This window comes from Pseudomonas sp. 1912-s, from assembly GCF_029269205.1.
Classification (GTDB): Bacteria; Pseudomonadota; Gammaproteobacteria; order Pseudomonadales; family Pseudomonadaceae; genus Aquipseudomonas.
The window spans coordinates 61,349-87,147 of sequence record NZ_JARIXR010000024.1 but is presented as its reverse complement, the minus strand read 5'-3'; the positions used below and the strand labels follow the sequence as shown (position 1 = coordinate 87,147).

Annotated in this window: 27 protein-coding genes and 2 tRNA genes; 12 read left to right on the top strand and 17 right to left on the bottom strand. The window is 60.6% G+C overall.

Going from position 1 to position 25,799, the window contains the following annotated elements; all coding sequences use genetic code 11:
• Positions 1 to 10 precede the first annotated feature (10 nt).
• A complete protein-coding gene (gene dinB, locus P3C29_RS24785) occupies positions 11 to 1,069 on the bottom strand; it encodes a DNA polymerase IV (RefSeq protein WP_010170027.1) in 1,059 nt (352 codons plus the stop codon).
• Between the two features lie 291 nt (positions 1,070 to 1,360).
• On the opposite strand from dinB, the gene P3C29_RS24780 reads away from it, so the two are divergent.
• The 4 genes from P3C29_RS24780 (at position 1,361) to P3C29_RS24765 (ending at position 5,929) form a co-directional block, all read left to right on the top strand.
• A tRNA-Met gene (locus P3C29_RS24780) sits at positions 1,361 to 1,437 on the top strand.
• Between the two features lie 206 nt (positions 1,438 to 1,643).
• Positions 1,644 to 1,720 (top strand) — tRNA-Met (locus tag P3C29_RS24775).
• A 280-nt stretch (positions 1,721 to 2,000) separates the two neighbouring features.
• Positions 2,001 to 4,643 carry a bifunctional lysylphosphatidylglycerol flippase/synthetase MprF gene (gene mprF / locus P3C29_RS24770; RefSeq protein WP_275965703.1) on the top strand — a complete coding sequence of 881 codons (2,643 nt, stop codon included), beginning with the start codon at positions 2,001 to 2,003 and terminating at the stop codon, positions 4,641 to 4,643.
• Positions 4,643 to 5,929 (top strand): AcvB/VirJ family lysyl-phosphatidylglycerol hydrolase, encoded by a 1,287-nt coding sequence (locus tag P3C29_RS24765; protein ID WP_275965702.1) that lies wholly within the window; start codon positions 4,643 to 4,645, stop codon positions 5,927 to 5,929. Before mprF ends, P3C29_RS24765 begins: the two co-directional genes overlap by 1 nt.
• A gap of 54 nt (positions 5,930 to 5,983) precedes the next feature.
• Here the strand turns inward: P3C29_RS24765 and P3C29_RS24760 are convergent, their stop codons facing one another.
• A complete protein-coding gene (locus P3C29_RS24760) occupies positions 5,984 to 7,885 on the bottom strand; it encodes a potassium transporter Kup (RefSeq protein WP_010170040.1) in 1,902 nt (633 codons plus the stop codon).
• A gap of 313 nt (positions 7,886 to 8,198) precedes the next feature.
• On the opposite strand from P3C29_RS24760, the gene rimO reads away from it, so the two are divergent.
• From rimO to tsaA, 5 genes are all read left to right on the top strand, one after another.
• Positions 8,199 to 9,527: a 30S ribosomal protein S12 methylthiotransferase RimO gene (rimO, locus tag P3C29_RS24755; protein WP_178121014.1), complete on the top strand. Its 1,329-nt coding sequence runs from the start codon at positions 8,199 to 8,201 to the stop codon at positions 9,525 to 9,527.
• A gap of 103 nt (positions 9,528 to 9,630) precedes the next feature.
• Complete coding sequence (locus tag P3C29_RS24750; RefSeq protein ID WP_275965701.1) at positions 9,631 to 10,104, top strand: GNAT family N-acetyltransferase; 474 nt, start codon at positions 9,631 to 9,633, stop codon at positions 10,102 to 10,104.
• Positions 10,105 to 10,175: 71 nt separating this feature from the next.
• The gene (locus P3C29_RS24745; protein ID WP_003208627.1) at positions 10,176 to 10,886 is read left to right on the top strand and encodes an rRNA pseudouridine synthase; all 711 of its coding nucleotides are present in this window, start codon (positions 10,176 to 10,178) and stop codon (positions 10,884 to 10,886) included.
• 76 nt (positions 10,887 to 10,962) lie between these two features.
• On the top strand, positions 10,963 to 11,424 hold the full coding sequence (locus P3C29_RS24740) for a DUF1456 family protein (protein ID WP_010170047.1): 462 nt from the start codon (positions 10,963 to 10,965) through the stop codon (positions 11,422 to 11,424).
• Between the two features lie 4 nt (positions 11,425 to 11,428).
• Positions 11,429 to 12,124: a tRNA (N6-threonylcarbamoyladenosine(37)-N6)-methyltransferase TrmO gene (tsaA, locus tag P3C29_RS24735; protein ID WP_275965700.1), complete on the top strand. Its 696-nt coding sequence runs from the start codon at positions 11,429 to 11,431 to the stop codon at positions 12,122 to 12,124.
• A gap of 115 nt (positions 12,125 to 12,239) precedes the next feature.
• On the opposite strand, the gene fpr is transcribed toward tsaA, so the two are convergent.
• Positions 12,240 to 13,019 carry a ferredoxin-NADP reductase gene (gene fpr / locus P3C29_RS24730; RefSeq protein WP_003189055.1) on the bottom strand — a complete coding sequence of 260 codons (780 nt, stop codon included), beginning with the start codon at positions 13,017 to 13,019 and terminating at the stop codon, positions 12,240 to 12,242.
• A gap of 124 nt (positions 13,020 to 13,143) precedes the next feature.
• On the opposite strand from fpr, the gene P3C29_RS24725 reads away from it, so the two are divergent.
• On the top strand, positions 13,144 to 14,070 hold the full coding sequence (locus P3C29_RS24725) for a LysR family transcriptional regulator (protein WP_010170057.1): 927 nt from the start codon (positions 13,144 to 13,146) through the stop codon (positions 14,068 to 14,070).
• Here the strand turns inward: P3C29_RS24725 and P3C29_RS24720 are convergent.
• The 3 genes from P3C29_RS24720 to P3C29_RS24710 form a co-directional block, all read right to left on the bottom strand.
• Positions 14,067 to 14,429, bottom strand: coding sequence for a diacylglycerol kinase (locus tag P3C29_RS24720; protein ID WP_003208635.1), 363 nt, complete (start codon positions 14,427 to 14,429; stop codon positions 14,067 to 14,069). The two genes, P3C29_RS24725 and P3C29_RS24720, sit on opposite strands and share 4 nt — an antisense overlap.
• Positions 14,430 to 14,504: 75 nt before the next feature.
• The gene (gene erdR / locus P3C29_RS24715; protein WP_003208636.1) at positions 14,505 to 15,155 is read right to left on the bottom strand and encodes a response regulator transcription factor ErdR; all 651 of its coding nucleotides are present in this window, start codon (positions 15,153 to 15,155) and stop codon (positions 14,505 to 14,507) included.
• Positions 15,156 to 15,409: 254 nt separating this feature from the next.
• Complete coding sequence (locus P3C29_RS24710; RefSeq protein WP_201125218.1) at positions 15,410 to 16,120, bottom strand: tRNA-uridine aminocarboxypropyltransferase; 711 nt, start codon at positions 16,118 to 16,120, stop codon at positions 15,410 to 15,412.
• A 206-nt stretch (positions 16,121 to 16,326) separates the two neighbouring features.
• Between P3C29_RS24710 and P3C29_RS24705 the strand changes: the two genes are divergently transcribed.
• Together P3C29_RS24705 and P3C29_RS24700 are read left to right on the top strand one after the other, a co-directional pair.
• Positions 16,327 to 16,767, top strand: coding sequence for a PA3611 family quorum-sensing-regulated virulence factor (locus P3C29_RS24705; protein ID WP_010170062.1), 441 nt, complete (start codon positions 16,327 to 16,329; stop codon positions 16,765 to 16,767).
• A 375-nt stretch (positions 16,768 to 17,142) separates the two neighbouring features.
• Positions 17,143 to 18,252, top strand: coding sequence for a TIGR00730 family Rossman fold protein (locus P3C29_RS24700; RefSeq protein ID WP_010170063.1), 1,110 nt, complete (start codon positions 17,143 to 17,145; stop codon positions 18,250 to 18,252).
• Between the two features lie 168 nt (positions 18,253 to 18,420).
• On the opposite strand, the gene recX is transcribed toward P3C29_RS24700, so the two are convergent.
• From recX to P3C29_RS24645, 11 genes are all read right to left on the bottom strand, one after another.
• A complete protein-coding gene (gene recX, locus P3C29_RS24695; RefSeq protein ID WP_010170064.1) occupies positions 18,421 to 18,888 on the bottom strand; it encodes a recombination regulator RecX in 468 nt (155 codons plus the stop codon).
• A gap of 8 nt (positions 18,889 to 18,896) precedes the next feature.
• Complete coding sequence (gene recA / locus P3C29_RS24690; RefSeq protein ID WP_010170065.1) at positions 18,897 to 19,955, bottom strand: recombinase RecA; 1,059 nt, start codon at positions 19,953 to 19,955, stop codon at positions 18,897 to 18,899.
• A gap of 83 nt (positions 19,956 to 20,038) precedes the next feature.
• Positions 20,039 to 20,539 carry a CinA family protein gene (locus P3C29_RS24685; protein WP_010170066.1) on the bottom strand — a complete coding sequence of 167 codons (501 nt, stop codon included), beginning with the start codon at positions 20,537 to 20,539 and terminating at the stop codon, positions 20,039 to 20,041.
• Positions 20,540 to 20,610: 71 nt separating this feature from the next.
• Positions 20,611 to 21,102 carry a lysis system i-spanin subunit Rz gene (locus P3C29_RS24680; protein ID WP_275965699.1) on the bottom strand — a complete coding sequence of 164 codons (492 nt, stop codon included), beginning with the start codon at positions 21,100 to 21,102 and terminating at the stop codon, positions 20,611 to 20,613.
• Positions 21,090 to 21,641 (bottom strand): glycoside hydrolase family 19 protein, encoded by a 552-nt coding sequence (locus tag P3C29_RS24675; RefSeq protein ID WP_275965698.1) that lies wholly within the window; start codon positions 21,639 to 21,641, stop codon positions 21,090 to 21,092. Before P3C29_RS24675 ends, P3C29_RS24680 begins: the two co-directional genes overlap by 13 nt.
• Positions 21,642 to 21,658: 17 nt before the next feature.
• A complete protein-coding gene (locus P3C29_RS24670; protein ID WP_275965697.1) occupies positions 21,659 to 22,036 on the bottom strand; it encodes a phage tail assembly chaperone in 378 nt (125 codons plus the stop codon).
• Between the two features lie 9 nt (positions 22,037 to 22,045).
• Positions 22,046 to 23,260 carry a carbohydrate-binding protein CenC gene (locus tag P3C29_RS24665; RefSeq protein WP_275965696.1) on the bottom strand — a complete coding sequence of 405 codons (1,215 nt, stop codon included), beginning with the start codon at positions 23,258 to 23,260 and terminating at the stop codon, positions 22,046 to 22,048.
• Between the two features lie 11 nt (positions 23,261 to 23,271).
• Positions 23,272 to 23,871, bottom strand: coding sequence for a putative phage tail protein (locus P3C29_RS24660; RefSeq protein ID WP_169386173.1), 600 nt, complete (start codon positions 23,869 to 23,871; stop codon positions 23,272 to 23,274).
• The gene (locus tag P3C29_RS24655) at positions 23,859 to 24,899 is read right to left on the bottom strand and encodes a baseplate J/gp47 family protein (RefSeq protein WP_275965695.1); all 1,041 of its coding nucleotides are present in this window, start codon (positions 24,897 to 24,899) and stop codon (positions 23,859 to 23,861) included. The genes P3C29_RS24660 and P3C29_RS24655 overlap by 13 nt, the downstream gene beginning before the upstream one ends.
• Positions 24,889 to 25,287: a phage GP46 family protein gene (locus P3C29_RS24650; protein WP_010170074.1), complete on the bottom strand. Its 399-nt coding sequence runs from the start codon at positions 25,285 to 25,287 to the stop codon at positions 24,889 to 24,891. The genes P3C29_RS24655 and P3C29_RS24650 overlap by 11 nt, the downstream gene beginning before the upstream one ends.
• A complete protein-coding gene (locus P3C29_RS24645) occupies positions 25,287 to 25,796 on the bottom strand; it encodes a phage baseplate assembly protein (protein WP_010170077.1) in 510 nt (169 codons plus the stop codon). Before P3C29_RS24645 ends, P3C29_RS24650 begins: the two co-directional genes overlap by 1 nt.
• Between the last annotated feature and the right edge of the window lie 3 nt (positions 25,797 to 25,799).

Genomic DNA, 25,799 nt, shown 5'->3' with positions numbered 1-25,799 from the left:
TTTTCGGTTTCTACCAGGGGAATTGGAGCTGCTCGTTGCCGCTGCTCAAATCCAGCAATCGAACCCCGATCCCCAACAATCGCACCGGCTTGCCGCCACGATTGAATGCCTGGGTCAGCAACTGCCGGTAACTCTCCAGGTCCCGCCCTGCCCCGGCCTGCTCCAGGGTTGTCTGGGTAAAGTCGTGAAACTTCACTTTGACGAACGGCTTGCCCGCCCGGTAGCTGCTGTCGATGCGCGCCATGCGCCCGGCCAGGGTTTCCATCAGTTCAGGTAATTTTTCCAGGCAACTGGGCAGATCCGGCAGGTCCACATCGTAGGTATTTTCCACGCTGATGGATTGCCGGCGGCTGTCGTTCTGCACCACACGGTCATCGATCCCACGGGCCAGGCTCCACAGGCGTTCGCCGAAGCTGCCAAATTCACGCACCAGCGCCAGCTTGTTCCACTCCCGCAGCTGCAGACAATCCTCAATCCCCAGACGCGCCAGTTTGTCGGCGGTGACCTTGCCCACGCCGTGGAGCTTTTTCACCGGGAGTGCCGAGACAAAGTCTTCGACCTGATCCGGGGTGATCACAAACAATCCGTTGGGCTTTTTCCAGTCGCTGGCGATCTTGGCGAGGAACTTGTTCGGCGCCACGCCCGCAGAAACGGTGATGTGCAACTGGTTGGAGACCCGCCGACGAATGTCCTGGGCAATGCGCGTGGCGCTGCCGCCGAAATGCGGGCTGTCGGAGACGTCCAGGTAGGCTTCGTCCAGGGACAACGGCTCGATCAGGTCGGTGTAGTCGCGAAAGATCGTCTGGATTTCCTTCGACGCTTCTTTATAGGCGTCCATGCGCGGCTTGACGATGGTCAGGTCCGGGCACAGCTTCAAGGCGTGCCGGGACGACATGGCCGAGCGCACCCCGTAGGCCCGGGCTTCGTAGTTACAGGTGGCGATCACTCCGCGACGGTCTGCCGAGCCGCCCACCGCCAGGGGCTTTTGCGCCAGGGTCGGGTCGTCGCGCATCTCGATGGCGGCGTAGAAGCAATCACAGTCGACGTGGATGATTTTGCGCTGCGTCATATATAAGGCAGTGGTTCTGGGCAGAAAACGAACAGGTGGGCAGTATCTCACTCACACCTGTATATAGCACCAGTAGTTTGAATCTTCCGCTTAAGCGGTAGGAAAATTCGTAGATGAATTCATTTTCTCAATCGAAAACCACCCCCCAATAGAGCTGAAAGCCTCGGCCAGACTGGCCCCGCGGCCAATCAAGGGGTCGCCTTGGAGAGCTAACCGATTGAACCACAAGCGCTTTTCTTTGAATCAGCGGTTGACACACCCGCGTTCCTCTGTAGAATGCCGACACACAGACGCGGGATGGAGCAGTCTGGTAGCTCGTCGGGCTCATAACCCGAAGGTCGTCGGTTCAAATCCGGCTCCCGCAACCAAACATCAAAAAAGGCTACTCGAAAGAGTGGCCTTTTTTGTGCGCGTCTGTTTTAGCGCCCTTTTCGATTGTCTGACAAAAAACCTTTCCCAATCGCGCACTTACCGCTGGTGCGTGACAATTTGACGCTTATTCGCACTTATTTGACCCATCAGCCGATTAACGGTTGACACCCTGTCGTTGCTCTGTAGAATGCCGCCACACAGACGCGGGATGGAGCAGTCTGGTAGCTCGTCGGGCTCATAACCCGAAGGTCGTCGGTTCAAATCCGGCTCCCGCAACCAAACATCAAAAAAGGCTGCTCGAAAGAGTGGCCTTTTTTGTATCTGACGAAAAAGTCCTTTTGAAACAATGGCATGGCATCTTTCATGAAACCGTACACGGTTTGTAGAGTCCATCTCATTGCAAGCTATGCTAAGTCTTCAAGCACTGTCCTTCTACGACCAATGGGCGCTGTCGCTGCACTTCGCGATACGCGTTAATATTTGTAATTATTTTGTCCATAGGGATTGGTAACTTGGCTGGATACCTCCATCCTGTCGCGCACAATCCACGAGGTGATTGATGCGCGCCAACTCGTCTGAACCACAAGACACTGTCACAGCGACACAACCGATCACTCCCACCCGTTTGCGCTGGCTGGATCTGTTGAGCAAATACCGCCAACCCATCGGGCTGGCCGTCACCTTGTTGCTGTTCGCAATCGCCCTTATCGCCTGTCGCCACCTGCTGCTTGAGCTGGACTTGTACGCGCTCCACGACTCGATCCTGGAAGTGCCGAAACCTGCACTGCTGGGCGCATTCGGTGCCGCGGTCGCCGGCTTTATCATTTTGTTGGGCTATGAATTTTCCGGCGCCCGCTATGCAGGCGTGAAACTGCCGGCCAAGACCCTGGCCTACGGTGGCTTTACCGCCTTCGCCATTGGCAATGCGATTGGCCTGTCGATGCTCTCGGGCGGTTCGGTTCGCTACCGTTTATATGCACGGTATGGCATCGGCGCCTCCGAAGTGGCGCGCATGACCGTGTTTGCCAGCCTGGCACTGGGTTGTGCCCTGCCGCCACTGGCTGCACTGGCCACCTTGAGCAACCTGCCCGCCGCATCCAACGCGCTGCATTTACCGGCCAGCCTGCTCGGCGGTATCGCCGGCGCGGTGCTGTTGCTGACAGCAGCGCTGTGTATCGGCATCTACCGCCGTCGGCTGCCGGAACAACCGTACCCCGACAACCTGCTGGTCAAGGCCGGGCGCCGCACCCTGCGCCTGCCGGGCCGTCGCCTGACCTTCCTGCAACTGATCATCACCGCCCTCGACGTCGCCGCCGCCGCCACGGTTCTGTATATGCTGCTGCCGGAAGCGCCGCCCTTTGGCCCGTTCCTGCTGGTCTACCTGCTGGCCCTGGCCGCCGGCGTGCTCAGCCATGTACCGGGCGGTGTCGGGGTGTTCGAAGCGATCCTGCTGGCGGCCTTTGCCGACAAGCTCGGCGCCGCACCACTGGCTGCCGCATTGCTGCTGTACCGGATGATCTACGTGGTGCTGCCGCTGTTGATCGCCTGTGTGTTCCTGCTGGTCAATGAAGCCCAGCGCCTGTTCCAGACGCAACAAAGCCTGCGGGCGGCCTCCGGCCTCGCGGCACCGATCCTGGCCGTACTGGTTTTTTTGTCCGGCGTGGTCCTGCTGTTTTCCGGCGCAACCCCGGAAATCGACTCACGCCTGGAAAACATCGGCTTCCTGATTCCTCATCGCCTGATTGACGCTTCGCACTTTGGTGCCAGCCTGATCGGCGTGCTCTGCCTGTTGCTCGCACAAGGCCTGCGTCGCCGGTTGTCCGCCGCATGGATGCTGACCATGGTGCTGCTGCTGACCGGCGCCCTGCTCTCGCTGCTCAAGGGTTTCGACTGGGAAGAAGCCAGCCTGATGACCATGACGGCGGTGCTGCTGGCGATCTTTCGACGCTCGTTCTATCGCGCCAGCCGCCTGACCGAACTGCCGTTCTCGCCGCTGTACCTGGTAGCCAGCGTGTGCGTGCTCGGCGCGTCGATCTGGCTGCTGCTGTTTGCCTATCAGGATGTGCCTTACAGCCATCAACTGTGGTGGCAGTTCACCCTCGACGCCAACGCCCCGCGTGGCCTGCGCTCGCTGCTGGGCGCTGCCGTGGTGCTGGTGGTGGTCTCGCTGACCTGGCTGCTGCGCACCGCGCGCCCGATCATCCACCTGCCGACACCGGATGAACTGGAGCGCGCCACCACGATCCTGATGAACTCGGCGCAACCCGATGGCGGCCTGGCACTGACCGGCGACAAAGCCCTGCTGTTTCACCCCAACGACGAGGCGTTCCTGATGTACGCCCGTCGCGGTCGCAGCCTGGTGGCCTTGTATGACCCGATCGGCCCGACCCTGCAACGGGCCGAGATGATCTGGCAGTTCCGTGACCTGTGTGATATTCACCATGCCCGCCCGGTGTTCTACCAGGTGCGCGCGGAGAACCTGCCGTACTACATGGACATCGGCCTGACCGCGATCAAGCTGGGTGAAGAAGCCCGGGTCGACCTGAAACGCTTTGACCTGGAAGCCAAGGGCAAAGAGATGAAGGACCTGCGCTACACCTGGAACCGCGGGACCCGCGATGGCCTGTCCCTGGAGATCCACGAACCCGGCCAGGCTCCGATGGAGGAGCTGAAAGTCATCTCCGACGCGTGGCTGACCGGCAAGAACGTGCGGGAAAAAGGCTTTTCCCTGGGACGATTCAGCGACGACTACCTCAAGCACTTTCGTATTGCGATCATTCGCTTCGAAGGGCGCCCGGTAGCGTTTGCGAACCTGCTTGAGACCTACAGCCACGACCTGGCCAGTCTCGACCTGATGCGTGCGCACCCGGACGCGCCGAAGTTGACCATGGAATTCATGATGGTCGGCCTGATTCAACATTATAAGAACCATGGCTACGCCCGCTTCAGCCTCGGCATGGTGCCGTTGTCGGGCCTGCAACCACGACGTGGCGCCCCGCTGACCCAACGCCTGGGCTCGATGGTGTTCCGCCGTGGCGAGCAACTGTATAACTTCCAAGGCTTGCGCCGCTTCAAAGACAAGTTCCAGCCTGACTGGGAACCCCGTTATATGGCCGTGCCCGCAGGACTTGATCCGCTGGTGGCACTGGCCGACACCGCCGCCCTGATTGCGGGCGGCTTGACTGGATTGGTGAAACGCTGATGATTCGACGCTCCTGGCGGTATGTATTGGCATTTTTGGTGGTACTGGCACTGATCCTCGGTGGCGGTTACTGGTACTGGAACCGCCCTGCACCGCAACCGACTCTGGAACAACTGCCACAGGCCGACGGCACCGTCCTGACCCGCGTAACCCCGGGCACCGCACCCAAGGCCCGCGTGGCCGTGGCCGTGCTGGCCGACGAAACCCTGACCGACAGCCAACTGATCGCCCTGAGCCAGGGCGGCGCGGCGCAGATCGTCCAGGTGATCCTGCCCAAGGAAGACTGCAAGCTGCAGGAACAAGCCCTGCAGACCGCCCTCGGCCAGCTTAAAGGCCCGGCGACGCTGGTCAGCGGCATCGGCCCTGGCGCAGCCCTGGCCTGGCGCTGGCTGGCTGCCCAGAACGACGACAAGGCCAACGCCATCTCCGTCGGCTTCGCCCTGGCACAACCGGGCTGCAGCGACCCGCTGCCGAAAACCTCGGCTCACGGCAGTTGGCTGGTGGCCTGGAACGATAACCCTGACGATGATGCCGCCAGTTTCGTACGCGACACACCGCGCGCCACCACCAGCATCAGCGACTACGACGTTCACTACCCGCAAGTGCTGAACAACGAACTGCGCAAGCAACTGGTGGGTTCGGACAACGGCGGCCTGGCGATCCCGGTGGTCGAAGTGCCTGCCGGCCAAGCCAAGGACACCGTCACCCTGTTCCTCTCCGGTGACGGCGGCTGGCGTGACCTGGACCGCGACGTGGCCGGAGAGATGGCCAAGATCGGCTACCCGGTGGTCGGCATCGACACCCTGCGCTACTACTGGCAGCACAAGACCCCGGAACAAAGCGCCAAGGACCTCACCGAACTGATGCAGCACTACCGGCAGAAGTGGGGCACCAAGCGCTTCGTGCTGACCGGATACTCGTTCGGTGCCGACGTGCTGCCGGCCATCTACAACCGCCTGCCGGAAAGCGAGCAGCAGCGTGTAGACGCAATTATCCTGCTGGCCTTCGCCCGCACCGGCAGCTTCGAGATCGAAGTGGAAGGCTGGTTGGGCAACGCCGGCAAAGAAGCCGCCACCGGCCCGGAAATGGCCAAGCTGCCACCGGCCAAAGTGGTGTGCATCTACGGAGCCGAAGAAGTCGATGAAAGCGGCTGTACCGACAAGACCGCCGTCGGCGAAGCGATGAAGCTGCCTGGCGGCCATCACTTCGACGAGAATTACCCGGCGCTGGCCCAGCGCCTGGTGGACATCATCAATAAGCGCCAAGGCACCCCCAAGGCCGAATAAGCGCCCACAAAAAAGCCCCCGCTGCCGCCAGGCACCGGGGGCTTTTTGTTGGTCTTACATTTCTACCTGGGTACCCAGTTCGATCACCCGGTTAACCGGCAGCTTGAAGAAGCGCAGGTTGCCGTTGGCGTTCTTGAGCATGAAGGCGAACAACCCTTCGCGCCAACGCGCCATGCCCTTGATGCGGGAAGCGATCACGGTCTCGCGGCTGAGGAAGTACGTGGTGCGCATCGGGCTGAAGTCCAGGTCATCCAGATGGCACAGCTTCAGCGCCTCGGGCACGTCTGGCTCATCGGTAAAGCCGAAATGCAGGATCACCCGGAAGAAGCCTTCGCCGTAGGCATCCACCTCAAAGCGACGTGCGACCGGCACTCGCGGAATGTCTTCGTAGACCACCGTCAACAGCACCACTTGCTCGTGCAGTACCTGGTTATGCAGCAGGTTGTGTAACAGCGCGTGGGGCACGGCATCGGGCCGCGCAGTGAGGAACACCGCCGTGCCCTGGACCCGGTGGGGCGGCTGCACACGGATACTGCTGATAAAGATCGGCAACGGCAGCCCCCCCTCATCCAGGCGGTCCACCAGCAGTTGCTTGCCACGCTTCCACGTGGTCATCAGCACGAACAGCACAATCCCCGCGAGTACCGGAAAGGCACCACCCTGGACGATCTTCGGCACGTTGGCAGCAAAGTACAGCCCGTCCACCAACAGGCAGCAGACCAATACCGGGACCGCCAGTATGGGTGGCCACTTCCACAGCAGCAGCATCACCGCCGACACCAGGATGGTGGTCATGAGCATCGTGCCAGTCACCGCCACGCCGTAGGCCGAGGCCAGTGCATTGGAAGACTCAAAGCCCAGCACCAGCAGGATCACGCCAACCATCAGCGACCAGTTCACCGCACCGATGTAGATCTGGCCCTGTTCGGCGCTGGAAGTGTGCTGGATGTGCATGCGCGGGATATAACCGAGCTGGATCGCCTGGCGAGTCAGGGAGAACGCGCCGGAGATGACCGCCTGGGACGCGATCACCGTAGCCAGCGTGGACAACACCACCAGCGGGATCAGCGCCCAACTCGGCGCCAGCAGGTAGAACGGGTTGCGCGCGGCCTCAGGATCGCCGAGCAACAAGGCGCCCTGGCCGAAATAATTGAGCACCAGCGCCGGCAACACCAGCATGAACCAGGCGCGAGCGATGGGTTTGCGACCGAAGTGGCCCATGTCGGCGTACAGCGCTTCGGCACCGGTCAGCGCCAGCACCACCGCACCGAGGATCGCCACGCCAATACCCGGGTGGGCCTCGAAGAAACGCACGCCCCACATCGGGTTCATGGCGTTGAGCACTTCCGGATGCTGGGTGATGCCATAGGCGCCGAGGCCGCCCAGCACCAGGAACCAGGTCACCATTACCGGCCCGAACAACTTGCCGATGCGGTCGGTGCCGTGTTTCTGGATCAGGAACAGCGCCACCAGCACAATCAGGGCGATCGGCACGACCCATTTTTCCAGGCCATCGAAGGCCAACTCCAGACCTTCAACCGCCGATAACACGGAAATCGCCGGGGTGATCATGCTGTCGCCGTAGAACAGCGCCGCGCCACACAGGCCACAAACCACCAGGAAACTGCGCAGCCGCTTACGCTCGCCCGCCGCCCGTCGCGCCAACGCGGTCAAGGCCATGATGCCGCCTTCCCCCTGGTTATCGGCACGCAACACGAACAGCATGTATTTGATCGAGACCACCCAGATCAGCGACCAGAAGATCAGTGCCAGGATCCCCAGCACACCGTCATGGTTGACCTGAACCCCATAACCGCCGGTAAACACCTCTTTAAGGGTGTAGAGCGGGCTGGTGCCGATATCGCCATAAACCACCCCCACCGCCGCCACCAGCATGCCGATCGGCTTTGCGTTGGACTGCTCGGCACCTGCTGCCTGACTACTTGCCTGACCCATCAACCACTCCTGCCCTTTGACCTGCGGTCTTTTATAAACAGCGCGCCTGCTGCGGGCGCCTATGCTGTCCACAGCATGCGCTGTTTTACTTCTCGTTACAGACGATTTATTGACCGAGGAAATTCACTCAGGTGCAACGGCGCGAAGCATAGCGCAGCACTCGTCGTATTTCCCTGCATAAAGCTGGTCAAGAGCGATTCCCGTCGATAGAATTGCGCACTTTTTGATCAGAGGCGCGCCAAGCGCCCGTCCGCCGCCTTTCGTGCACGACTGGCGGCGTCATTCAATACCGAGGTTAGACATGTCCACCACCATCGCAAAAGCCAACCCCAAGGTCGGCTTTGTATCCCTGGGTTGCCCAAAGGCTCTGGTCGACTCCGAACGCATCCTTACGCAGCTGCGCATGGAAGGTTATGACGTCGTGTCCACCTACCAGGACGCGGACGTGGTGGTGGTCAACACCTGCGGCTTCATTGACTCGGCCAAGGCAGAGTCCCTGGAAGTGATCGGCGAGGCCATCAAGGAAAACGGCAAGGTGATCGTCACCGGCTGCATGGGCGTGGAAGAAGGCAACATCCGCAACGTGCACCCGAGCGTGCTGGCCGTGACCGGCCCGCAGCAGTACGAGCAGGTGGTCAACGCCGTTCACGATGTGGTGCCGCCGCGCCAGGACCACAACCCGCTGATCGACCTGGTGCCGCCACAAGGCATCAAACTGACCCCGCGCCACTACGCCTACCTGAAGATTTCCGAAGGCTGCAACCACAGCTGCAGCTTCTGCATCATCCCGTCGATGCGCGGCAAGCTGGTGAGCCGCCCGGTGGGCGACGTCCTGGACGAGGCCCAGCGCCTGGTCAAATCCGGCGTCAAAGAGCTGCTGGTGATCTCCCAGGACACCAGCGCCTACGGCGTTGACGTCAAATACCGCACCGGCTTCTGGAACGGCGCGCCGGTGAAAACCCGCATGACCGAACTCTGCGAAGCCCTGAGCAGCCTCGGCGTCTGGGTGCGCCTGCACTACGTTTATCCGTACCCGCACGTTGATGAGTTGATCCCGCTGATGGCCGCCGGCAAGATCCTGCCGTACCTGGACATCCCGTTCCAGCACGCCAGCCCGAAAATCCTCAAGGCCATGAAACGCCCGGCCTTCGAAGACAAGACTCTGGCGCGCATCAAGAACTGGCGCGAGATCTGCCCGGAACTGATCATCCGCTCCACCTTCATCGTCGGCTTCCCGGGCGAGACCGAAGAAGACTTCCAGTACCTGCTGGACTGGCTGACCGAGGCCCAGCTCGACCGCGTTGGCTGCTTCCAGTACTCGCCGGTTGAAGGCGCGCCGGCCAACCTGCTGGACGCTGCGATCGTTCCGGACGACGTCAAGCAGGACCGTTGGGAGCGTTTCATGGCGCACCAACAGGCCATCAGCTCCGCGCGCCTGCAACTGCGCATCGGCCGGGAGATCGAAGTACTGATCGACGAAGTCGACGAGCAAGGCGCGGTTGGCCGTTGCTTCTTCGACGCGCCGGAAATCGACGGTAACGTGTTCATCGACGATGCCAGCGGTCTGAAGCCAGGCGACAAGGTCTGGTGCACCGTGACCGACGCCGACGAGTACGACCTGTGGGCTGAAAAGCGCGCTTAAGGTGTAAAGAATTGAAAAAGCCCTGCTTCTGGACAAGATGCGGGGCTTTTTTAGGTCTATCGTTTTGCCCATCAGCGCCAATCATCGGCAAGGGGCAGCGGGCATGCGTCAGCATTCGGTTATCCATACACCCAAATCCAGCGACTACCAGGAACTGACCCGTATTTGGGAGGCATCGGTGCGGGCCACCCATGATTTCCTGCCGGACAGTTACATCGAGTTGCTGAAAAACCTGGTGCTGACCCGCTACCTCGACGCGGTGATGCTGATCTGCACCAAGGACTCACGCCAGCACATCACCGGGTTTGCCGGGGTGGCGGCGGGCAAGGTCGAGATGCTGTTTATCGACCCCGCGCACCGTGGCCAGGGCCTGGGACGGCAATTGTTGCGCTATGCCATCGAGTGCATGAACGCCGACCAGTTGGACGTCAATGAACAGAACCCGCAGGCCTTGGGCTTTTACTTCAAGCAGGGCTTCGAGGTGATCGGACGCACCGAGCATGACGGCATGGGGCAGCCCTATCCGTTACTGCACATGCGTTTGCGCCAGGCCCAGCAACAGGCGCGCCGCGGCTAAATGAAATGGAGCCGGGATTAACCGGCGCCACACAGGTACAATAGCCGCCCCCTTTTGTTTCGGCCCTTGTCATGACTGAACCCCTACGCCTCTCCAAACGCCTCATCGAACTGGTCGGTTGCTCCCGTCGGGAGGCTGAGCTGTTCATCGAAGGCGGCTGGGTCACGGTGGATGGCGAAGTGATCGACGAGCCGCAGTTCAAGGTCACCACCCAGAAGGTCGAACTTGACCCTGAGGCCAAGGCCACCGCGCCGGAGCCAGTGACCATCCTGTTCCACGCCCCTGCGGGTGTGGACGCCGAGACGGCCATGGCGTCGATCAACGCCGAGACCCTGTCGGAAGAACACCGCTTCAGCAAGCGCCCGCTCAAAGGCCACTTCCTGCGCCTGACCGCCAGCAGCGACCTGCAAGCCAAGGCCAGCGGCCTGTTGGTGTTCACCCAGGACTGGAAGATCCTGCGCAAGCTGACGGCTGACGCGAACAAGATCGAACAGGAATACGTGGTGGAGGTGTCCGGCGACATGGTCGCCCACGGCCTGAACCGCCTGAACCATGGCCTGACCTACAAAGGCAAGGAATTGCCCGCGGTGAAAGCCAGCTGGCAGAACGAGAACCGCCTGCGCTTTGCGCTGAAAAACCCGCAACCGGGTGTGATTGCCTTGTTCTGCGAAGCCGTTGGCCTGAAAGTCGTCGCCATTCGACGCATCCGCATCGGCGGAGTCTCCATCGGCAAAGTGCCGGTAGGCCAATGGCGCTATCTGTCCGGCAAAGAGAAGTTCTGACACCTCTTTTGTCGCCGAATCGTAAGGCACCGCCTGCCTGGGCGGTGCTCACAGTTGAATGACCAGGATTGCCCACATGATTCACAACGACGTACTGCGCAGCGTGCGCTACATGCTCGACATCAGCGACAACAAGATGGTCGAGATCACCAAGCTCGGTGGCATGGAAGTCACCAAGGACGACCTGCTGACCTACCTCAAGAAAGACGAGGAAGAAGGCTTCGTGTTCTGCCCGGATGAAGTCATGGCGCACTTCCTCGACGGCCTGGTGATCTTCAAGCGCGGCAAGGACGAAAGCCGCCCGCCGCAGCCGATCGAACTGCCGGTGACCAACAACATCGTCCTGAAGAAACTACGCGTCGCCTTCGAACTGAAGGAAGACGACATGCATGCGATCCTCAAGGCTTCCGAGTTCCCGGTGTCCAAGCCTGAACTGAGCGCGCTGTTCCGCAAGTTCGGCCACACCAACTACCGCACCTGCGGCGACCAGTTGTTGCGCAACTTCCTCAAGGGCCTGACCCTGCGCGTTCGCGCCTAAGCCCGTGACCTACAGCGTCTCGCCCATCGGCTTTGTCCGCTCCTGTTTCAAGGAGAAGTTCGCCATCCCGCGCCAGCCGCAACTGGCGTCTGCCGCTCGGGGCGTGGTGGAGTTGGTGGCGCCGTTCGATCAGGGTGAGGCTGTGCAGGGCCTGGAGCAGGTCAGCCATGTGTGGCTGCTGTTCCTGTTCCACCAGGCGCTGGAAGACAAGCCCCGACTGAAAGTGCGCCCGCCTCGCCTGGGCGGCAACACGTCCATGGGCGTGTTTGCCACCCGCGCGACGCACCGGCCCAATGGCATTGGCCAGTCGGTGGTCAAGCTGGACAAGGTGGAAGACGGCCGGCTGTGGATATCCGGCATCGACCTGCTGGACGGCACGCCGATTCTCGACATCAAGCCGTACGTACCGTACGCAGACATCGTTGACACCGCGACCAACAGCATCGCCAGCGCCGCGCCAGCGCTGATTCCTGTGCAGTGGCTGAAGACGGCACTGCAACAGGCAGAAGGCCACGCTCAGCGCCTTGGCGAGCCATTGGTGGCGCTGATCGAGCAGTGCCTGGCCCAGGATCCACGGCCGGCGTACCAGACGCCGGGGCCGGAGCGGGAATACGGGGCGCAGTTCTGGGATGTGGATGTGCGCTGGCACTATCCCGAGGCCGGGATGATTTGTGTGCTGGAAGTGATTGCCGCCAAGTAAATCCCGGAAACGAAAAAGCCCGCGCTGCCTGTGAAGGCAACGCGGGCTTTTTAGTCGCACGAAAGTCATGTGGCGAGGGAGCTTGCTCCCTCGCCACAAAAGCAAATCGGTTCCCTTATTTCTCGACGAACGCACGCTCAATCAGGTAGTCACCCGGCTCACGCATACGCGGGGAAACCTTCAGGCCGAAGCTGTTCAACACTTCGCTGGTTTCATCCAGCATGCTCGGGCTGCCGCACAGCATGGCGCGGTCGTCTTCAGGATTGATCGGCGGCAGGCCGATGTCGCTGAACAGCTTGCCGCTGCGCATCAGGTCGGTCAGGCGGCCTTCGTTTTCGAACGGCTCGCGAGTCACGGTCGGGTAGTAGATCAGCTTGTCACGCAGGGCCTCGCCGAAGAACTCGTTCTGCGGCAGGTGCTCGGTGATGAATTCGCGGTAAGCGACTTCGTTGACGTAACGCACGCCGTGGCACAGGATCACTTTTTCGAAACGCTCGTAGGTTTCCGGGTCCTGGATCACGCTCATGAAGGGCGCGAGGCCAGTACCGGTGCTGAGCAGGTACAGGTGCTTGCCCGGCTTCAAATCGTCAAGCACCAGGGTGCCCGTCGGTTTTTTGCTGATGATGATCTCGTCGCCTTCCTTCAAGTGCTGCAATTGGGAAGTCAGCGGGCCATCAGGCACCTTGATGCTGAAGAACTCCAGATGCTCTTCCCAGTTCGGGCTGGCAATGGAGTAAGCGCGCATGAGCGGGCGGCCATTCGGCTGTTGCAGGCCGATCATCACGAACTGACCGTTCTCGAAGCGCAAGCCCGGATCGCGGGTGCACTTGAAGCTGAACAGAGTGTCGTTCCAGTGATGAACACTGAGGACACGCTCGTGGTTCATGTTGCTCATGTACGGGGAACTCCTGGAAATGGGTCTGCGCCAACTGTTGGATGCGCAATTGCACAGCATTCTAATGGCGGCGACAATATCTGTTAACTGGATTATTAAGATAAGGGTTATCGGTTATATAGATATGCGATTTACTCTACGTCAACTGCAAGTCTTCGTCGCCGTCGCCCAGCAGGAAAGCGTCTCGCGCGCTGCTGGCCTTCTGGCCTTATCTCAATCCGCCGCCAGCACCTCGATCACCGAGCTGGAGCGCCAATCCAGCTGCCAATTATTCGACCGCGCGGGCAAACGCCTGAGCTTGAACGCCCTCGGTCACCAGCTATTGCCCCAGGCGGTGGCGCTGCTGGACCAGGCCAAGGAGATCGAGGACCTGCTCAACGGCAAGTCGGGCTTCGGCTCCCTGGCGGTCGGCGCCACACTGACCATCGGTAATTACCTGGCCACGCTGCTGATCGGCAGCTTTATGCAGCAGCACCCCGAGAGCCAGGTGAAGCTGCATGTGCAGAACACTGCGCATATCGTGCATCAGGTGGCGCACTACGAAATTGATCTGGGTCTAATCGAAGGCGACTGCAGCCACCCGGACATCGAGGTGCAAACCTGGGTGGAAGATGAACTGGTGGTGTTCTGTGCGCCCCAGCATCACCTGGCCAAACGCGGCCAGGCGACTATGGAAGAGCTGACCCATGAGGCGTGGATCCTGCGGGAACAAGGCTCCGGCACGCGCCTGACCTTTGACCAGGCCATGCGTCATCACCGCAGCGCGCTGAATATCCGCCTGGAGCTGGAACACACCGAGGCGATCAAGCGGGCCGTGGAGTCAGGTTTGGGGATTGGCTGTATTTCGCGGCTGGCGCTGCGCGATGCCTTCCGGCGCGGCAGCCTGGTACCGGTGGAAACCCCGGACCTGGACCTGGCCCGGCAGTTCTACTTCATCTGGCACAAGCAGAAGTACCAGACCTCGGCGATGCGCGAATTTCTTGAACTGTGCCGCGCCTTTACCGCCGGGGTGCAGCGCAGCGACGAGATTGTGTTGCCCACCATCGCCTAGATCAGGATGACGGCCCACACCAGGGTAATCATGGTCAGCGCGACGAACTGAGCGGCGCTGCCCATGTCCTTGGCGTTTTTCGACAAGGGGTGCAGGTCCAGGGAAATCCGGTCGATCGCCGCCTCGACTGCCGAGTTGAGCAACTCGACGATCAACGCCAGCAGGCACACGGCAATCAGCAACGCCCGCTCCACCCGGCTGACGTTCAGGAAGAAACTCAGCGGGATCAGGATAACGTTGAGCAACACCAACTGACGAAACGCCGCCTCGCCGGTGAAAGCCGCGCGCAGGCCATCCAGGGAATATCCCCCCGCGTTGAAGATACGTTTGATACCGGTTTGACCTTTGAAAGGCGACATAGAGTAGGCAACTGAGCAAAAAGGTGTGGGGAAACTAGAGCAAGCAAAGTCAAAAAAACGTGAATGAACAGCGTCTTAGTGCTGCGAAATTGACTCAAGTTGTTGCAAGAGCAGCGCCGCCTGGGTTCGCGTACGTACGCCCAGCTTGCGGAAAATCGCCGTGACGTGAGCCTTGATGGTCGCTTCCGACACACTCAACTCATAGGCAATCTGCTTGTTCAGCAGGCCTTCGCAGACCATGGTCAGCACGCGGAACTGCTGGGGCGTCAGGCTGGCCAGGCCATCGCGGGCGGCCTTGGCTTCGTCCGAGACATTGATCTCTTCAAAGGCTTGCGGCGGCCAGGAGACGTCGCCGTCCAGCACCGTGCGCACGGCTTTCTGGATGTCTTCCATGGAACTGGACTTGGGAATGAAACCGCTGGCGCCGAACTCCTTGGAGCGCACCACCACCGAGGCCTCCTCCTGGGCCGAGACCATCACCACCGGAATCTGCGGGTATTGCCCGCGCAGCAGCACCAGCCCGGAAAAACCATAGGCACCGGGCATGTTCAGGTCCAGCAGGACCAGGTCCCAATCGGATTTTTCGGTGAGGCGGGTTTCCAGCTCGGCAATGCTGGCGACTTCGACGAGGCGTACATCCGGCCCCAGGCCCAGCGTGACCGCCTGGTGCAGCGCGCTGCGAAACAGCGGGTGGTCATCGGCAATCAGGATTTCGTATGTGGCCATTTATTAAATGATCCTGTTTTTTAGGGGGGCACTGATGGGTTCAGTGCTCGCCAACGCGCAAGGTGGCTGCCAGGCCAGCAGTCACCAAAGGGCGCGCTCAACGTCAAAAAACGACGTATCCAATCTGTGACAGCGCCCCAATCGGCGCCAAGCATGCCCAGCGTAGCCTGGGTGGTCAAGCGCTACGCCCGTGGCTATTTTAGCGGGCTGCGCGTTTACGCGGCCATCATGCAAAGGTCGGCTGGCCATGACCCCTATAGATAAGGTGCAAGACGAGTATGGACGATGTCGGCCGGGTCCAGTGCCAGCTGAAACTTGGCGGCCAGGTAGTGGGTGCTGAACACATCCAGATAGGCATCCAGCACTTCGCTGGCGGCCAGGTCTTCGGCCAGCTCCAGGCACAGGGCAGCCACTTCGGCGGTGCAGAAGTGATCATCACGCTTGGACCGGCGCAGTTTGTAGCGCGACAGTTGCTCGGGCGCCAGGCTCAGCACCGGCAAGTGCTCCAGATACGGGCTCTTGCGGAACATCTTGCGCGCTTCGCTCCAGGTACCGTCCAGCAGGATGAACAGCGGGCGCTTGCCCTCCTCCAGCTTGACCTGATTGACCACTCGCTCCGGCGCCACGAATTCGCCGGGGAACACGATGTAAGGCTGCCATTGCGGGTCGGCGAGCAAGGTCAGCAACTCGGGCTCGACTTCGGTTCGCGACCAGGGGAACGCGGTGGTGTCGTTGATCACATCGGCAATCAGCCAGCCGGTATTGCTGGGTTTCATGGGTTCTACGTCGTGCATCAACAGGCACATGGCGGATTTCGCCTCGACCTTGGGCCGCCAGGCGCACAGGCAGTACTCGGGAATCACCCGGCAGCCGGGGCAGCGCTCGGCACGCGAGCCCCGCGCAACAAAGGGCTTTACGGCGCGGGCCAGGCGCTGGGTGCGCAAGCGGGAAACGGCATGGCTCATCGGGTGCGCCGCCGGAAAGTGGAAATCGACACGGATAGAACTCGGGAAGGCAAAAGTTGCCGCAGTTTACCAGAGGCGCCCGCGCCCACCTGCACTTCCCGGTAATACGCTGGCCGTAGTGGCAAGCGGTCACCTATAATCCCGCGCCACTGAACGCACAGCGCAGTGGCTGGTCTATGCACCAGTAACCGAATCAGGAGAGTTTCATGCTGCGTCTTATGCCACGTGTTCTAGTTCCGTCCGTCGCCCTGGCGCTGATCTTGCCCTTGGGCGCTCAAGCGGCCTCGCTGCTGGAGGCTCAACTGAACAAGAAGCTGCAAAGCGTCGCAGAGGAAAGCAACAAGGACCTGCCACGGGAAATTGACGACAAGACCCTGGAAGTGGCCTACACCGTTGAAGGCTTGCAGCTGATCGATCATCTCAGCGTACTGCCGGACCGTGCCGAACAAATGCGCGCCAATCCCAAGGCGGTGTACTTCCAGCTGGGACAAAGCGTGTGCCTCAACAAGGGTTATCGCGAGCTGATGGCCAAGGGCGCGATCATGCGCTACGACATTACCGAGAACAAAACCAACCGCCCGGTGGCGTCGGTGAAGTTCCAGGAAGCTGACTGCCCTGCACCGGCCGCCGCAAAAAAGAAAAAGTAAGCGATCCCCCCTTTCGCGCGCCGCTGACCAGCGGCGCGCAAAATGCCCCTCTGAACCATTCGCCCTTGCCCGCTCGCGGCAGCGTCTAAACTCCCTCACAAGTGATCAATAAGCGGTTGCCAGCCAAGACTTTATAGGCTCATGATCAATTCATCCCGAAAGCCTGAAACAGCGGGTTTTCACACCGTTTTGTAACATTTTCAGGGCAAAAGAGGGTTGCCCTCCCGTGCGTGCAGTGCAAAGGTTTTTAAACATAAGGAACATACAGAACCGGTTTCGCCCACCTCGTTAAACAGAGGCAGCGACACATGCAGTGTCGTGGTCCCGACGAATTTCTCGCCGGCACCCAGGGTTCTGTGAAGAAGGAGAAGTTGAATGCCTTACGAACCGAATGAACTCCTGATCCGTCAATTTGAAGAAAACGGCACCGACCTCACGCAGCAGGTCGACGCGCAACTCCACCTGATTGCGCCCAACAGCCCAAATATCCCCCTTTATCGCGACATGATCTTCACCGTGTTGCGCATGGCCCAGGACGACCGCAGCCGCTGGAACGCCAAGATCACCCTCCAGGCGATCCGCGAACTAGACCACGCCTTCCGCGTACTCGAACAGTTCAAGGGACGCCGCAAAGTCACCGTGTTCGGCTCGGCGCGTACGCCGGTGGAAAGCCCACTGTATGCGTTGGCCCGGGAAGTGGGCGCGGTTCTGGCCCGCTCGGACCTGATGGTGATTACCGGCGGCGGCGGCGGCATCATGGCCGCTGCCCACGAAGGGGCCGGCCTGCAACACAGCCTGGGGTTCAATATCACCCTGCCGTTTGAACAGCATGCCAACCCGACCATCGATGGCACCGAGAACCTGCTGTCCTTCCACTTCTTCTTTACCCGCAAGCTATTCTTCGTCAAGGAAGCCGACGCCCTGATCTTGTGCCCGGGCGGCTTTGGCACCCTGGATGAAGCGTTGGAAGTACTCACTCTGATCCAGACCGGCAAAAGCCCGCTGGTTCCGGTGGTACTGCTGGACGCACCGGGTGGCAGCTTCTGGCAAGGGGCCCTGGACTTTATCCGCAGCCAGCTTGAAGCCAATCGCTACATCCTGCCCACCGACCTCAAGCTGGTGCGCCTGGTGTACAGCGCTGAAGAGGCGGTGGAAGAAATCAACCAGTTCTACGCCAACTTCCACTCCACGCGCTGGCTGAAGCGCCAGTTTGTGATTCGCATGCATCATCCGTTGAGCGACCGTGCACTCGCTCACCTGCAAGAGGCGTTTGCCAGCCTGCGGCTGAGTGGGGAGTTCCAGCAAACGGCGTACGTTGGCGAGGAGCATGACGAGCCAAGCTTCAGCCACCTGACGCGGCTGGTGTTCAACTTCAATGGGCGCGATCAGGGACGGCTGCGGGAATTGGTGGACTACATCAACTTGCCGGAGAACTGGGCCCAGGCTCAGGGGAAAACGCAGCAGCGGGTGACGGAGACGGCGTGATCTGCCCCTGAAACGCAAAAAGGCCCGCTATTTTCATAGCGGGCCTTTTGGGTTGTGTCCGGTAGAACGATGCGCAGGTTGGGGCCGCTGCGCAGCCCAGCGGGAGCAAGCTCCCTCGCCACACCAAGCCCCGCAATAATCAGCGCAACCATTTACCAGGCGCAGCCTTCAGTCATCCATGTCCCGACCGCTCAACAGGCGGCTGATCATCTCCATCGAGAATCCACGGTAACTCAGGAAGCGACCTTGCTTCGCCCGCTCCCGCGCATCAATGGGCAGATGACCGGCAAACTTGCGGCGCCAGGTATCTTCCAATTGCGCCTGCCAGCTGATGCCGCACTCACGCAAGGCGAGTTCAATATCAGCACGTTGCAGGCCACGCTGGCTCAGCTCTTCACGAATGCGTGCCGGGCCATAGCCGGATCGGGCTCGGTAGGAAACAAAACTTTCGAGGTAACGGGATTCCGACAGCAGCCCTTCTTCCGTCAAACGGTCAAGGGCTGTGTCGATCATCTCGGGATCTGCCCCGCGCTGCCGCAGTTTGCGCGTCAGCTCGACACGACCGTGCTCGCGCCGTGCGAGCAGGTCCATTGCAGTGCGCCTTACGGCGACGAGTGTATCCAGGACAACGGTCATCGTTTGCTTCAGATGTCAGTGTCGACTTCTTCGACTTCTTCAACCGGCTCACGATTGGCGGCAGCTTTCACGTCCGGTGCAGCGGTCAGCAGCTTGTCGCGAATCTGCTTCTCGAGCGTGGCCGCGATATCCGGGTTGTCTGCCAGGAACTTGGCCGAGTTGGCCTTACCCTGACCGATCTTGCTGCCGTTGTAGGCATACCAGGCACCGGACTTCTCAACGAAACCGTGCAGCACGCCCAGGTCGATCATCTCGCCGTTCAGGTAGATACCCTTGCCGTAGAGGATCTGGAACTCGGCTTGACGGAACGGCGGAGCCACCTTGTTCTTCACGACTTTAACGCGGGTTTCGCTACCAACAACCTCGTCACCTTCCTTCACCGCGCCGGTACGACGGATGTCCAGACGGACCGAAGCGTAGAACTTCAGCGCGTTACCACCGGTGGTGGTTTCCGGGCTGCCGAACATCACGCCGATCTTCATCCGGATCTGGTTGATGAAGATCACCAGGCAGTTGGCATTCTTGATGTTACCGGTGATTTTACGCAGGGCCTGGGACATCAGACGGGCTTGCAGGCCCACGTGCATGTCGCCCATTTCGCCTTCGATTTCAGCCTTCGGTACCAGGGCTGCCACGGAGTCGACCACGATCACGTCGATGGCGTTGGAGCGCACCAGCATGTCGGTGATTTCCAGCGCTTGCTCACCGGTGTCCGGTTGCGAAACCAGCAGGTCGTCAACGTTGACGCCCAGCTTGCCGGCGTATTCAGGATCCAGGGCGTGCTCGGCATCGACGAACGCACAGGTGGCGCCCATTTTTTGTGCCTGGGCAATCACCGAGAGGGTCAGGGTGGTTTTACCGGAAGATTCAGGGCCGTAGATTTCAACGATACGGCCTTTTGGCAGGCCGCCAATGCCGAGCGCGATGTCCAGACCCAGAGAGCCAGTGGAAATAGCCGGGATCGCCTGACGGTCGTGATCGCCCATACGCATTACGGCACCCTTGCCGAATTGACGTTCGATCTGACCCAGGGCCGCAGCCAAGGCTTTCTTCTTGTTGTCGTCCATTAAAGTCCTCACGTAATCAATAAGGCCTGGCGGCCAACACCTGTATAAGTAGACAGTATTGTTCCACAAAGATCCGTGATCGCCTACCCCTGATTTTCTATTTCTGCTGCAGCTCGTCGCAACAAGCCCTCTAGCGCGGCCTTTACCGTTTGTCGGCGGACCTCGTCGCGGTTGCCGGGGAAGTGTTCGAGCTCGGCGGTAACCTCATCGCCAACCCCAAAGGCCAGCCATACGGTGCCCACCGGCTTGTCCGGCGAACCACCATCGGGGCCGGCCACGCCGCTGACTGCGACGGCAAAACGCGCCAGGCTTTTCTCCTGGGCGCCGCGGACCATGGCTTCCACCACTTCGCGGCTGACGGCACCGACTTTCGGGAACAAGGCTTCCGGCACATTCAACTGCCGGGTCTTCTGGCGATTGGAATACGTGACGTAACCGGCCTCGAACCAGGCCGAACTGCCGGGAATCCGCGTGATCGCCTCGGCGATACCGCCGCCGGTACAGGACTCGGCCGTGGTGACGTGGGCGTTCAGAACCTGCAAGCGTCGGCCAAGTTCAGCGGCGAGTTGAGTAATTTCCTTCACGGTCGTCTCCTGGAGTGCGCGGGCGTTTGCCTACCCTACAGGAGCCCATGGGCCATGCAAGTTACAAGAGACTAACGCGCGACGGCCCGGACATACACCTGGCAGGCGCGCAAGGCGATCAATGCGTTATCGCCATCGTCGGTGATGGCGATAATTCGTTGAGCATGCGCCGGGTCAAGTCGGGCTCGCGGGGCTGCATGAACCACGCCGCCGGGGGCGGCGGTGGCTGGCATTGCGCACCCGTTGGCGGGGTCGCTGGCGTCGAGAAGGACTGACAACCGCACATCAGCAGTGGCCAGGCGATCCCGCAGGTGAGCCTGATCACGTTGTGCATCGGAAAGCTCCCGGGCGTGTTGTTGGTCGCTGGCACTGAGTTGTTGCTCCAGTGCCAGCCGTTTGTCCTGTTCGGCCTGTTGTTGCTGGCTTTGCGCTTCGGCGTGCAGAGCCTCCAGTCGCTCCAGTTGCGTGCCGTACCGCCAAGCCTGTACCTGCCATGCAATTGCCGCCGAAACCGCCAACAACAGCAAAAAGCCAAGCAGGCGGTACGACGTCAGGATGCCCATAGCACCGCCTTCGCCCGCGCCCACAACTGCAGACGGTTATCCAGACCATTAAGGCCGCCATTGATGCGCCGGGTGATGGTGGTGAACTGGTCGTTGTCGGCCAGCTCGTTCAAGCCATTGCTTTGCCAGAACCACGCGGCGGATTCGCACGCCCATTGCGGCTGCTCCAGCAACTCCGGTTGCTGCAACAGACGCTCATCACCGAACAACGCCTGGCTGCACGCCAGGTAGTTGCGCCGTCCGGTGATCTGGATCAGGCCGCGGCCACGGTACTTCTGGCCGTCGCCATCGGCTTCGGGTGTGTTGCCCAGGCGGGCTGCCAGGGTGCCGGTGTCGTATTTGCTGAGGTATTGATCGCTGCCCAGTTCACGTACGTAACGCAGTTCGCCGGATTCGTGGCCAATTTGAGCGAGGAAGGCGGCGATGCGTTTGGGGGTGGTGATCTGGTAGTGAGCCATGGCGGCGTTTAAAGCGGGTATAAAAACGCCGGCTCTAAGGCCGGCGCCGGGCAAAATTGCCTGAAGCTGCGAAATTTGCATAAAAACTCCGTCAGGCATTACTCCACCTGCTGTAAAATCCAGCCTGGAGCCTTTGGACGCTTGTCTATTTCAGGGAATCCCAAAGCCTGAGGCCAATCTCGAAGTTCCTGCAAATAGGCAAGCAACTCAGAAAACTGCGTGCCACTCAGCGTCGTATTCGCCGCCATATCAGCTTCATCTCGATGGCGTTCACGTAGCCACTTGATGCTCTCGATCTGAACGTTCCGCCAATCACGCTCCAGACTCTGTGCATCAGGGCCGTCCTGGGGCGCAGGAATCCCGCCTGCCTCTAACCATTGCTCATATTCGGACCAGTAACGATGAGACCGTGGAACCGTAGCTCTATCGATGATGCGTAAAACGGTGTCTGGATCATGTGTCAACTGATAGCTCATAAAACGCTCCTAAAGCTCGGCATCGGCCGCTGCGTGGATGTAATAGGACTGAGTGACCACGCCGACATCCGTGTTATCCACCCAGACAGACCGGGTTGACGCGGTATAGGTTCGCGCATTGCCGGATGAGACCAGGTCACTGCCAGATCGCCATTGGCCAGGCGCTCCAGAGCCAAACGCGCGGTAGAGCGTTGTGCTGGGAATAGCACGCTTCTCGACCTTGAAAGACCACTGAGTCGCTGGCTGTCCCGAAGAAGCCACCTGCCCTTGCATGACGATTGAAATCAGCGAACCCGCGGTAGAGGACGTCGAATCACCAGGTACAACATCTTGATTAAAGGTCTTCTCGTAGTAGCGCTGACAAAGTCTCAACTCCTCCCCGATGGGTCTTCGCTCAAACAGAGTGGCTACGGGTCCTTCCTCCAACTGCACCTGCGCAACGTCGATCGTTTGCAGTGCATTCAATGCAAGATCAAACTCAATCCGCAGGCAGTCGTTATCTCCAGCGCCCAACGTCTTGCCAGCAATGGACGGAACTTGAAACGTCGCCTGGCACTTCGTCCAACCATTCGTCACTTGAAACGAGTTAACCGACATAGTGGCGGGAACAGATCCACCATTGCCGAAGTACTGCGTAATCGAAAAGGTCACCCGACGCGCCGCATCACCACGAACCCAAAACGAAATCGTCGCCACTTTTCCAGCCAGCGTTCTTACTGACTCAATTTTTTGTGAAATCTTATGAGTGGTTGAACCCGAACCGGTTGTCACCTGCTGCCAACGCAAAAAAAATCGCGGTTCGTTGGGAACATCAGTCTGGCCCGGTGCGAAGCTCTGCCGAGAAATGTTCACCCCGGCAGCGCCGTCCCAATCACAACGAAATCGGTCGGCAAGAAACCCGCCTACATTGGGCCCAACGTTGACCACACCTCGTTGCCAAATATCAAACCCGCCATTGATGACCAGATTCTTGCGATAAACCTGAGCCGGAAAATTTTGCTGCGGGTCCAGCTTCGCCAATTCTTTAATCGCCAACGTCAGCTGATTATTTTGAGACTCGTTCGGCGCTAAACCGGCCGCAGTAATTGCGTTAACTATCTCCTGCGTAACCCCATTCCCCCACGCCGCCGGAATCAAACTCCCCGGCGTCCCCGTCACCGGGTTTTCATCCACAAACTTGCCATTCACCAGCCCAACGCTGGGCACACTCTTTGGATAATCCACGCTTCTATCCTCTAGTCATAATTGATGTGCACCTGCGTATGAGCAGGTGCGCTGCGATGAATCAGGCACTCCAGGGCATTCCCCGGGTTGACGCCAAACCGCTCCCCCCAATAACTCGCCCCAAACCGTCGGCCCAGGTGCTGGCGGCCGCCGGTGTTGAGGGTCCACATGAAGTGCGCCTGCCAGGTGCCGAAATGCGCGGCACCAAACCGCGAGCGGCCCATGCGCGGGGCGCGATGCTCAGTGACACTGGCGTCCGGATAGCCCTGGCTGCGGGCGATTTCGATGTAGTACGCGGCGCGCTGGCTGCCCACCGCCAACAAGCGTCGACGCACCGCCAGGCGACGGTCGTCGTACAGCGGGCTCAAGCCCAGGCAAGGGTCGGGCAGTTGCATCACCCTTTCCCACTCGGGCACCAGTTCGCTGACCGTCACCGGGTCCATCTCGTTTTGCAGGTCGCAGGCCCGGGCGTCGATGCGCGTGAGTTCTTCGGCGATGCCTTTGAGCACCGTCTCCAACTGCGGCACCGTCTCCAGATCCCAGGCCGGACCGCTGGGCAACAAGGCGATCAGTTGTTCTTGATACTGGCCAGCGGTCCTTACTCCAGCCATGTGATACCTCCGAACACCAGCAACTGATTCGTCGCTGCCGTAACGTCCGCCAGCGGGCTTGTCAGTTTGTGATCGGTCTCACCGGTCGCAGTGCTGATGGCTTCGGCGATATGGGTCAGCAACAAGGTCTCACCCAGCCCCGCCTCGCGGTTGTGCAAGTCCCGCAGTTGGGCCTCGACCGCCGCCCGCACGGCGCTGGTGTCGGGTGTCAGCCGCAGCTGATAAGCCACCGGCTTCATCACGGGCGCCAACACATACACATCAGCCGTCACCGGCCGCAGTGGTTCGATATGGGCTTGCACCTGCGCCAACTGCGCTGCATTCGGGATCGGCTGCGGATCGTCATCACGCATCACGAACACCCCCACCGTCCCCGGCCCGAGGTAATTGCCGCGACACCACGCGCGGGTAATCCCGGGCACTTCGAGTGACCAGGTCTCGTAATCCTGCGCCGAACCGCCCTGGGGAATAACCCGGTAGGAACGAATCACCCGCGCCCGCAGCGACTCCAGGGTTTCCCGCGCCACACCGCCGGTCAGCCCCGGCGCCAGCACGGTAAAGGTCGAGCCGATACCTTGCAGCGGCTGCACCGCAACCAGGCTCAGCCCGGCGTCGGCATTACCCAGTGCGCCGGCGTCCATCGCCTGCACCGTGGTGGTGTTGAGGCCCGCGTGGGTTGTACCGGCAGCAGTGACTTTGAAGCTGCGGCCATCACTGGCTTGCAGCACCGTGTCCACATCCAGCACCGCGCCCGCCGCGGCGGTAAAACTCACGCTGCCAGTGGCCGCCACCGCGGCCTTGCGCGCCTGGTTCAAGCGCAACGCGGCAATGCGCTCCAGGGTGGATTCATCAGCGGTATCCGGCAGGATCTGCTCAGCGATCCAATCGAGATAACCGTACAGGCCGAACGCCGCACCACTCAGGGTACGCGCCAGAACCTGGGCATCGGACTGGCGCAGCGAGTCGCTGGCCAGGTCGCTTTGGGTGCGTTTGATCAGCACCGGCAGCGAAGGGGTTTCAAACGGCATAGATCACCTGCCAACTGTTATCAGGGTTGATGTCCAGGCGCTCGCCGTCGGCCAGGGTCAGCTGCGTGCGCAGGTTGAGGCGCTGGGCGTCGAGGCGTTCACTGAGGACTTCGATGGCGCTGCAATGCCCATCGTCGATCAGCCATTGCAGGGCTTCGCGGGCATAGAATTCGGCGTCCAGTTGCGTCTGGCGGGTCAGCTTGACCCGGCGCAGCAGCCACAGCCTTGAGCCGATACGGTCGTCGGCCACGCTGGGAAAACTGTCGCCCCACCAGCCGAAGCGCTCGTCATCGTCAACGGCATCGTCCGGCGCGGCACGGCGCCAGGTGAACAGGCTGATCAGCACCGAACGGGTCAGGGCATTTTTCAGGTTGTCGGAGACAAACATCACTGGCCTCCCGCCGGCGCGCCGGTCTGGCCATTGCCGGGCTGTACGCCCACATGCACGTGCCGGATCTGGCTGATACCGCCGGCAATCTGGTCGCCCTGGGAAATGATCTTGCCGCTCTGGGTCAGGGTCGGCGTATCAATGTTCACGGCGCTGCTGGCGCGGATATTCAGGGTGGCGGTTTCAATGTCGATCACCCGCCCGCGCTTGAAGTGAACCTTGTCGCCTTCGTCGGTGTAGATCGCCACTTCACCCGGTGCCAGGGACTGCAACCGATAGCGACGGTCCGCTACCACCAGCACGATGGCGTGGGAGCGGTCGCCGCCCAGGAACGTGGCGATGCCTTCAGCACCGGCCAACGGGTTGCTGGTGAAACCGTAGGGTTCGAAGTGCTCCATGTCGTCGTTCACTTCGCCTGCGGTCAGGCGCATTTGCAGCGATTGCAGCTTGGTGGCCGAGTGGGCGAGCACGACAGTGCCGCGCGCCAGCAGGCGAGTCAGTAGGCTCATGGA